This is a genomic window from Mycobacterium sp. E2497 (assembly GCF_001668695.1).
Taxonomy (GTDB): Bacteria; Actinomycetota; Actinomycetes; order Mycobacteriales; family Mycobacteriaceae; genus Mycobacterium.
Window position 1 is genome coordinate 1 of sequence record NZ_LZKD01000305.1, and the last position, 8,463, is coordinate 8,463.

Consider the following 8,463-nt stretch of genomic DNA (forward strand, 5'->3'; position numbering starts at 1 on the left):
TCGAGCGGAGCCGGCCACCGCCTAGAGAAGCATGGCTGCAGGCCACGCTCTCTTGCTCCCAATTCAACAAGTTGGTGCGCGTGGCGGGCCAGCCGGATGACATCGCTCATCGGCAGGGTGGTGCCGCCGCCGGTCAGGCCGCGCCCGGCGGCCGACTCGAGCTCTTGCAGCGTCGTGGTGACGACGATGGAGGCCGGCAACCCGTTGTGCTGACCCAGCTTTCCCGAGGCCAGCAACGCACGTGACGCCGCCAGCAGCGCGTCATGGTTGCGTTGGGCGGCACTACGGGCGTCGCGGTCGATCGCCTCTTGCGTCGGTGTCCCGTCGACGCAGGGCGTGTCATCCAGCGGGCTACACATGCCGGGTGCCGCGAGTTTGGCCAGCACCGCTTCCAGGGTGGCGCGCAGCTCGGGGGACAGCATGCCGCGCAGCTCGGACATACCGTCGGGGCCCTGCTTGCCCAGCGCGAGACCGCGCCGCCGGGCGCGGTCTTCGTCGGTGTAGGTGCCGTCGGGGTTCAGGCAGTCGGCGATATGGTCGGCCAGCTCGGCCAGCTGTTCGGGGCGATACTGCGTGCCGTGCGTGGCCAGGTCTGCCTCGACGGCCTGGCGGGTGGCGAAGTCCACCCATCCCGGCAGATGATGGAAAAACCTGCGGATCACGGCCACTTGCCCGGCGCCCAGCTTTCCTTCGCGTTGGGCGGCAGCCGTCGCCGGCAACAGCGGCTCCAGAGGCTCGCCGGTCAGGCCGGAACGCGGCCCGAGGTCGGTCGCCTCCTTGATGCGCCTCGACGCTTCGGCGCGGCTGATCAACACCGATTCGGCGATCGCATGGGACAGCTTTCCGCCGAGTTCTTCGGGAGTGGCCCGGCGTGCCAGGCTATTGATCAGCGGGTGCTCGATGGCCGGTAGTTGTCGGCGTGCCCCTTCACTGCGTTCCAGCATTGCCAGCTGCTGCGAGACGGTCATCGCGTCCACGGGCAACGCGCGGGCGCGAGCCAAGGCTGCATCAAGGTCGTCGAACACCGCGTCGACATCTGGATGACTGCTTGGACTCATATCGCCAAACTAGCCACCCCTACCGACAAAAATGGCCTCGCAGAGGCCACTGAAGCCAAAGTGACACAAGTGATTTCAGCGGTCCGGCGGAGGGCTGGGGAGTGATCAGGTGCCGTCCCACACCGGGCTGGTCGTCATCACCTCTGCGCCGCCCTCGGTGATATGGACCGTATCCCGCCGGAATACCGCCCCGACGCTCTCCTGCCAGACGTACGCGGTGATCGCCAGCACCATGCCCGCCTCCAGCTGGTCCCGTTCGCCGGCGGCCATCAGTGTTTGCGACACCACGGGTGGATCGAACCCCAGCCCCAGGCCGTGTGCGATCGGCATCGGTGGAATCGGTTCGCCGGCCGCCTGATAGGCCGTCACCAAGTCGGAGGTGGGCGCGCCGGGTTGACAGGCCGCAAGCATGTTGTCGTACAACACATCCGAACGGCCAAATAACTTGCGGATAGAGCTGTCGACGGTATCGCCCGCGGGCCAGGTTCGACCCACCTCCGCGACGTAGCCATTGGCCAGCGCCCCGGCCGCGAACGCGACCAGGTCACCCGGCCGCACCTCCCCCGAATCGGCGCGCCGCCACGGGTGCTCCTTTGACGTGACCCAGGCGGCGTCCTGGGTGGCCGGTGTGCTGACGCCGCCCGCGGCCATGGCCTCCATCATCGCCGCGGCCAGCGTCCGCTCCGGCACTCCGGGCCCGAATTCGCCGAGGGCCGCGGCCAATCCGCGTTCGGAGATGCGCAGCGCGGTGGTCATCGCCACGATCTCGTCGGCCGTCTTGACCCGCCGCGCCGCCCGCATGGCCGGTTCGCCGTCGACGATGTCGGCGTTGGGAAAGGCTTCGGGCAGCAACGCGGCGAAAGTCGGTGTGATCGCGTCGGTTCCGACGCGCCGTGCCGTGTCGGTGCCGTCGATCTTCTTCAGCACGTCGATCAGGGTCATCGGGTTCCACGCCAATCCGTAAAGGTGATCGTGCCCGATCTCTTCCGGGACGCCCGCGTCGTCGGTGCTGTTGAGGTAGATGTCCGCGGTGGCGCGCACCAGCACGCACATCGGACCGAACGGCCGCGTCCCGGCGATCCACAGCTGCGGGGCGCCGGTGACGTAACGAATGTTGGCCTGCCGCCCGAGCACCAGGATGTCGAGTCCGTGTGCATCCATTTGGGCCAGCGCGCGTTCCCGACGGCCCGTCCGCAGCGCGTACGCGTCGGGTAGCAGGTCAGTCGCCATAGGGGGAGTAGGGGTAGTCGGTGATCGGCTGGTAGCCGTCTTCGGTGATCACCACGATCTCCTCACTGCGATAGCCGCCCGTGCCGTCCTCCCACACCACGGGCTCCAGAACCAGAACCATCCCGGGCGGGAAGACGAAGTGGTCGTCGAACTCTTCACCGAGATCCGTTCCGATCATGGGAGCTTCGGCGGGATAGGTGCCGATGCCGTGCCCCAGGTAGAAGTGCGGCAACCACGGTTTGCGGCCGCCATTGGCGGCGATCGCCGCCCGCGCCAGATCACCCGACGTGACGCCGGCTTTGGTCACCGCGAGCACCGCGTCCAGGATGGTCCGCCATTGCCGGAACTGGTCCTGCTGTCGCGGCGTGGGCCGTTCGCCGACCACCCAGGTCCGGCCGAAGTCCGAGCAATAGCCGAGGTAGGTGATGCTGATATCGGTCCACAGCACGTCACCGGCGGTGAGCTCACGATCGGTGGGCAGCAGCGGCAGCGCAAGGTCGCCATGCGTCGTCCACACCCCGGCTTCCCGCGAACTCGGCATCACCTGCCAGATGGCCTCCAGCATGTTCGTGGTGGCTCCCAGCTCGAATGCGCGACGGACCAGCGTGGCCGAGAGGTCGGTCTGCCGCACCCCCGGCACCAGGGCCCGCTGCACGTCCACGATGGCTTGTTCGGTGATGCGGGCCGCGCGGCGAAGGCACGACAGCTCGTCACGCGTCTTCACCAGTTGCGCGTCGGCGAGCACGATCGCCGCGTCCGTCGGCGCGCCCGCGGGGAACAGCGCGCGGCCGGCCCTGCGCATCGCCCCGGTCAGCTCGTCCACGGCGACGTTCGCGGCCGGCGGGATCAGCCCGGCCAACTCGCGCGCGAACTGTTCGACACCGTGGTCGAATTCGAGGTAGACGGGACCGTGCAGATGGTCGTCGGGTACCGGTGACTCCGCGGACGCCCCACCGCGGAACGGCATGAACAGGTGCGGGTATTCGTCGTCGGCGAGCACCACGGCGACCGGGCGCTCCACGTGTGACAGGCCGGCGTCGAGTAGCGGCCAGCTGGCGCCGGTCGCGTACCCCACATACCCGTTCATCAACAGGATCAACGCGTCGACGCCGTGGTCGGCCATCGCGGACCGCAGCCGCGCCCCGATCTCGGCCCGCATGCGGACCCGGTCCGGTTCGTCGGGAATATCGATCACGGAGCCGCGAGCGGCGAGCGAATCGGTCATGAGAGCCCCAGGAAGTTTCTGATGTTCCCGCTGACGACGCGAACCGCGTCCTCCGGCCCGACGGCGTCAACGACCGCGGCCAGCGACCGCTCCGAGTATCCGTAGGTGCTTTCGTTGTGCGGGTAGTCCGAGGACCACATCACCTTGTCGATCCCGATCTCGTCGACCTGGGCGAGCCCGAGGCCGTCCACCATGAACGACGCGCACATGTGGGCGTCCCAATACTGACGCACGTCATGCTCGGGCTGGTGTGCGAGCATGTGCCGATAGGAGGCCAGCACGTGCTCGGCGTCTTGCAGAGCCGGTGGGATCCAGGCGATGCCGCCCTCGAACCAGCCGACCCGCAGCCCCGGGTGGCGGTCCAGGATGCCGCCGAAGACGTACTTGGAGAACATCTCCCGGAAAGAGTCGATGTTCACCATCATGGCCACCGCGACGCTGTTGACCTCGCTCGGCACCTTCGGCTGGCTCTCGCCGATGTGATGGGCGACGGGCAGGGCCGCGTCCTCGATCTCGTCCCACACCGCGCTCATCGCGGTGCTCGAAAAGTCGATCGCGTGGCCGTTGTCGTCGATGCCGGGACTGATCGGCATCAGAAACGTCTTGAGCCCCAGTGCCTTCAGTTCCGAGAGCGTGCGCCGGGTGCCGCGCGGATCCCACCAGTTGATCAAACCGACGCCGTAGCAATGGCCGCCGGAGCGTTCCTGCACGGCGGCAATGTGTTCGTTGTAGATACGAAAGATGCGCTCCCGCAGGTCCTTGTCGGGGTAGTGGAACAGCGCCAGGACCGCGTTGGGAAAAACGAGTTCCTTGTCGACGCCGTCCTCGGCGAGTTCACGCACGCGGGCATCGATGTTGTTGCTCACCGCGCCGGCCAGATCGTCGTATTGCATCAGCACCGCGCTGAAATCGCCGACCACCATCGACTGCCCCGGTCGGCCGAGCAGGTACGCGCCGTCCTCGTACCAGATTCTCGGCGCGTAATCCTTCAGGTCGTCGGGGAAGTGCTCGTAGAAGATGTCGTCGGCCACCGAGATGTGGTTGTCGGCGGAGAACACCTCGGTGCCGGGGGGCAGCCCCGTGCTGGCACCGGTGGCGTGGCCGCGGCGGTGTTTGGGCGCACCGATCACACCCTCCGGGTAGAGGGTTCGCGGGCGAAGCCGACCGGGCTTCACCATGCGACCGGAAGCTCATAAAGGCCGTACGCCAGCGCGTCGTGTTTGAACGGCAGCTCTTCCAGCGGCACCGCGAGCCGCAGCGTCGGGACGCGGCGCAGCAGGGTGGGCAGGACGATCTGCAGCTCCATCCGGGCCAGTTGCTGCCCGACGCACTGGTGGCGGCCGTAGCCGAAACCGACGTGCGGGCCGTCCTCGCGGAGCAGGTCAAGCCGCTCCGGGTCGGGGAATTGCCGGGCATCCCAGTTCGCCGGCGCGACATCGAGGATGATGCCCTCGCCCGCGCGGATCGTCTCGCCGGCCACCTCGATGTCCTCGACGGCGATGCGGCGCTGACCGGTCTGGATGATGCTGAGGTAACGCATCAATTCCTCGACCGCGACCGCGATCGCCTTCGGGTCGTCGGCGTCGCGCAGCAGCGCCAGCTGGTCGGGGTGGTCGAGTAAGGCCGCGATGCTCAGGCTGATCATGTTGGCGGTGGTCTCATGGCCGGCGATGAGCACACCCGTGGCCAACTGCGCGGCTTCCCGCACGCTGAGCTCCTCGGCGTTGACCCGCTCGGCGAGGTCGGACACCAAGTCCTCGGAGGGGCTTTCCATTTTGGTCCGCACCAGGTTCGCCAGGTACTTCGCCAACGATGCCGCGCCCTGTGCGGTGTCCTCCTCGGTGGCGTACCGGCCCATGCCCCGTTGGGCCTGGGTCTGGAAGAAATCCGCGTCTTCGTACGGCACACCCAACAACTGGCTGATCACCAGAGAGGGGACGGGCAGTGCCAACGTGCTGACCAGGTCTCCGGGCTTGGGGCCGGCCAGCAACGCGTCGATGTGGTCGTCGGTGATGCTCTGCACCGCCGGCCGGAGCGCCTCAACGCGCTTGAAGGTGAATGGTTTCGACAGCATCCGGCGGAATCGGGTGTGCTCCTCGGCGTCGGAGGTGAACACCGACCGCGGTCGCTTGTGCACGGTCGCCAGCATTCCCTCGTTCCAATGCGGATATCCCGGCAGCCGGTCGTCGACGCTGGCGCGCGAATCGGTGAACAACGCCCGGATCGCCTCGTAGCCGTGGATCAGCCACGGCGTGCTGTCGTCCCAGATCCGGACGCGACTCAGCTGGGTGCCGGCGTTGAGCTCCAACACCTTTGGCGGCGGGGCGAACGGACAACCCGGCGCCCGCGACATCGGGAACTCCGGAATATCGGTGGCGGTCGAGGCGTCTGTCATCGCTCTCCTGGGATCTGGGGGTTCTCGGGTTCGAGGACTAGCCGCCCGCGGCGGCCACGTGGACGGGTGCGCGCCACAGGCCGACGATCGCGTCGATCAGCCCTTCGCCGGCGACCGGCCATGCCGAACGTGAACGCGGTCCGTGTTCGGCGAGCGCGCCCTCGTGCTCCGCGCAGGTGTGCATGAGCAGGTTGCGCACCATGACCATTCGTTCCGAGCGCACCCGACGGGGCAGATCGGGAAGGCACCGGTTGATGCCGTCGATGGTCCGTACGAGCAGTGGCGAGGCGAGCGCATCCCTGGTGACGACGTGACGGTACGTGGGATCGGCCATCGCCTGGGCGGCGAACCGGGCGTACCAGCTGGGCGTGCCCAGCGCGTGCAGGTGATCGGTGAGTGGCCGCACCAGCGCGCCCACCCAGTCGCGCAGTACGGCCGAATCGCCGATGGCGCTCAGCATCTGGGCCCGCAATTCCTCGATCGGCTCCCGATGCTTGCCTTCGATCGCGCGGAGCAGGTCGGTCCTGGTTCCGAAGTGGTAGCAAGCGGCGGCGTTGTTGCCTTGCCCGGCCGCCTCGCTGATCTGCCGGTTCGACACGGCATACATGCCGCGTTCGGCGAACAGCACTTCCGCGGCCGACAAGATCGCCTCGCGGGTACCCGTCGACCTGTCGGAGCGAGCGATCCGCTCGGCGGTCATCGCCTCAGTGAACACCGCGAGGCCGATTAAATCAAGCAATTTATTTAACGGGCGTGGCGGCCGTCGCGCTATGAAGCGTCCGGATCCCCAATCCCCGGCACTTCAAGGCGATTTCATTGCTCCGACGCCCGGGCGGGGCCGCGCGGGAATACAGTCTTCGTATGAATCCGCTCCAGCGGGTGGCTCGCAATCCGGCGGCCTACCGCAGGCTCGTCCTGAATGGCCGGCCGGTCGCTGAAGGGCTCGAGGCACTGCTGCGGTTCGCGACCAACGGGCGGCTCGGCGTTCTGGATCTCGCCGGTGTGCCCAACGTTCAGGTCACGACGTCGGGTCGCAAAACCGGGCTGGCGCGCACGGCGACGGTGCAGTACGTGCCCGTCGAGAACGGGTTGTTGGTGGTCGGCTCCAACTGGGGCCGGGATCGCCACCCGTCGTGGTCGGCGAATCTGAAGGCCACGCAACGGGTTACCGTCCGCAGGCGCGGTCAGCGTTTCGTCGCGACGGTGCGGTTGCTCACCGGCGAGGAGCGCGACGAGGCGTGGTCGACCGTGCTGGCGCACTGGCCGAACTATCAAGTCGCCCAGGATCGCGCGGGTGGGCGGCAATTCCGGCTGTTCCTGCTCACGCCCACGGCATAGGCGCCCGCCTAGGTGTACTGGCGACCGCTACCCCGCGTGATGGGATTGTTGCAGGCGGGCGATTTCGCCACCCCAAACCGATTGGGCGCCAGCATCACCCACGCGGTAAATCTGGACCATCGATGAGATGGCGACGGCGAGCACCAGTATCGCGATCGTCGCCCGGACGACCACGCGGCTCTTGTCCGAGCGGCGTTCGATCAGCCGCATCACCACCAGCACCAGCGCGGCCGCCAGCAGCGCGGCCGAGAAGTAGGTCATCGTGGCGCCCAGGGTGGCATGCTTCTGCAGGATGGCGCTGGGTTTGGCCCTCAGGTCGTAAAGCCATTCCCCGGCGTCAACCGTGATCGGCGTCAACACCATGGTGGCGACAGCCGATATCAATGCGAGCCACAACAGTGGGCCCCGGCGCGCCGTCGGCCAGAACACGCACACGATCTCCAGCACGGCGGTCAGCGGTACCAGCACCACCACGAAGTGCAGCAGCAGGGCATGGGCGGGCAGGCCGTTGATGACGGTCATCGGGCTCCTCGGTGCGTTGGGCGATCAACCGGCGCTCAGCCGCCGAGCCCCTTCTTGATGGCCGCGTCTTGTTTCTGGCCCACGTCGTTGACGAAGTCGGCGGGGGCAAGCGTGTCGGGCGGCCCGTCGAATTCCAGCGTGACGAACGCCTTGCCCTCGGTGAACAGCAGTATCGTCACGCCCTTGCTCTTGTCCGGGGAATTGCCCATCAACGTCGTTCCACCCGTGCCCACGTTGGCGGCTTGGGTAGTCGGGTTCTTGATCACGTCACCCTGCGCGCCCTTGGCCGTGTTCAACGCGTTCGTGGCGGCGTCGGGGTCCGCGAGCACCTGGATCGTGTCCTTGATGACGTGGCTGCCGTCCTCGTCTTTGAACGTCGTCGCGACGCCGGGTTGACCGTTCGGGTTGCTCGTCGGCGGGGTGGCGGTGAACGGGATTGGCGCGTTGATGTCGCTCGCCTGGATCAACAGCCCGACGTACTGGTTCGCCTGCGCGGATGCCGACGACGTCGGTGTAGAACTGGGTGCGCTGGTGGCCGAGCTGGACGACCCCGACTTCGACGGCGTTGACGTCGTCGAATGCTTGCCGCACCCTGCTATCGCCACTGCCAGCGCCGCCGCCGCCGCGACACCCGCGGTCGCCGTCCGTGAAGTCGTCATCGCTCGAGCTCCCTTCCAGGCCGCCTCCGGCGCCAC

Annotated in this window: 9 protein-coding genes; 1 reads left to right on the top strand and 8 read right to left on the bottom strand. The window is 67.6% G+C overall.

The window, feature by feature from the left end:
- The 6 genes from A5713_RS27055 to A5713_RS27080 all read right to left on the bottom strand — a co-directional run.
- The coding region (locus A5713_RS27055) for a 13E12 repeat family protein (protein ID WP_068099270.1) at positions 1-1,058 on the bottom strand (1,058 nt) is incomplete at its 3' end.
- A gap of 105 nt (positions 1,059-1,163) precedes the next feature.
- Positions 1,164-2,288 carry a Xaa-Pro peptidase family protein gene (locus A5713_RS27060; RefSeq protein WP_068099263.1) on the bottom strand — a complete coding sequence of 375 codons (1,125 nt, stop codon included), beginning with the start codon at positions 2,286-2,288 and terminating at the stop codon, positions 1,164-1,166.
- Positions 2,278-3,513 (bottom strand): Xaa-Pro peptidase family protein, encoded by a 1,236-nt coding sequence (locus A5713_RS27065; RefSeq protein ID WP_068099264.1) that lies wholly within the window; start codon positions 3,511-3,513, stop codon positions 2,278-2,280. The genes A5713_RS27060 and A5713_RS27065 overlap by 11 nt, the downstream gene beginning before the upstream one ends.
- Positions 3,510-4,691, bottom strand: coding sequence for an amidohydrolase family protein (locus A5713_RS27070; protein ID WP_068099265.1), 1,182 nt, complete (start codon positions 4,689-4,691; stop codon positions 3,510-3,512). Before A5713_RS27070 ends, A5713_RS27065 begins: the two co-directional genes overlap by 4 nt.
- Positions 4,685-5,908 carry a cytochrome P450 gene (locus A5713_RS27075; protein ID WP_068099266.1) on the bottom strand — a complete coding sequence of 408 codons (1,224 nt, stop codon included), beginning with the start codon at positions 5,906-5,908 and terminating at the stop codon, positions 4,685-4,687. Before A5713_RS27075 ends, A5713_RS27070 begins: the two co-directional genes overlap by 7 nt.
- A gap of 37 nt (positions 5,909-5,945) precedes the next feature.
- The gene (locus A5713_RS27080) at positions 5,946-6,623 is read right to left on the bottom strand and encodes a TetR/AcrR family transcriptional regulator (RefSeq protein ID WP_068099267.1); all 678 of its coding nucleotides are present in this window, start codon (positions 6,621-6,623) and stop codon (positions 5,946-5,948) included.
- A 146-nt stretch (positions 6,624-6,769) separates the two neighbouring features.
- Between A5713_RS27080 and A5713_RS27085 the strand changes: the two genes are divergently transcribed.
- Positions 6,770-7,246 carry a nitroreductase family deazaflavin-dependent oxidoreductase gene (locus A5713_RS27085; protein WP_067917367.1) on the top strand — a complete coding sequence of 159 codons (477 nt, stop codon included), beginning with the start codon at positions 6,770-6,772 and terminating at the stop codon, positions 7,244-7,246.
- Between the two features lie 27 nt (positions 7,247-7,273).
- Here A5713_RS27085 and A5713_RS27090 read toward each other — a convergent pair whose 3' ends face one another.
- Both A5713_RS27090 and A5713_RS27095 read right to left on the bottom strand, forming a co-directional pair.
- A complete protein-coding gene (locus A5713_RS27090) occupies positions 7,274-7,768 on the bottom strand; it encodes a DUF2231 domain-containing protein (RefSeq protein ID WP_068099268.1) in 495 nt (164 codons plus the stop codon).
- Between the two features lie 35 nt (positions 7,769-7,803).
- Positions 7,804-8,427: a hypothetical protein gene (locus tag A5713_RS27095; RefSeq protein ID WP_068099269.1), complete on the bottom strand. Its 624-nt coding sequence runs from the start codon at positions 8,425-8,427 to the stop codon at positions 7,804-7,806.
- Positions 8,428-8,463: the final 36 nt, after the last annotated feature.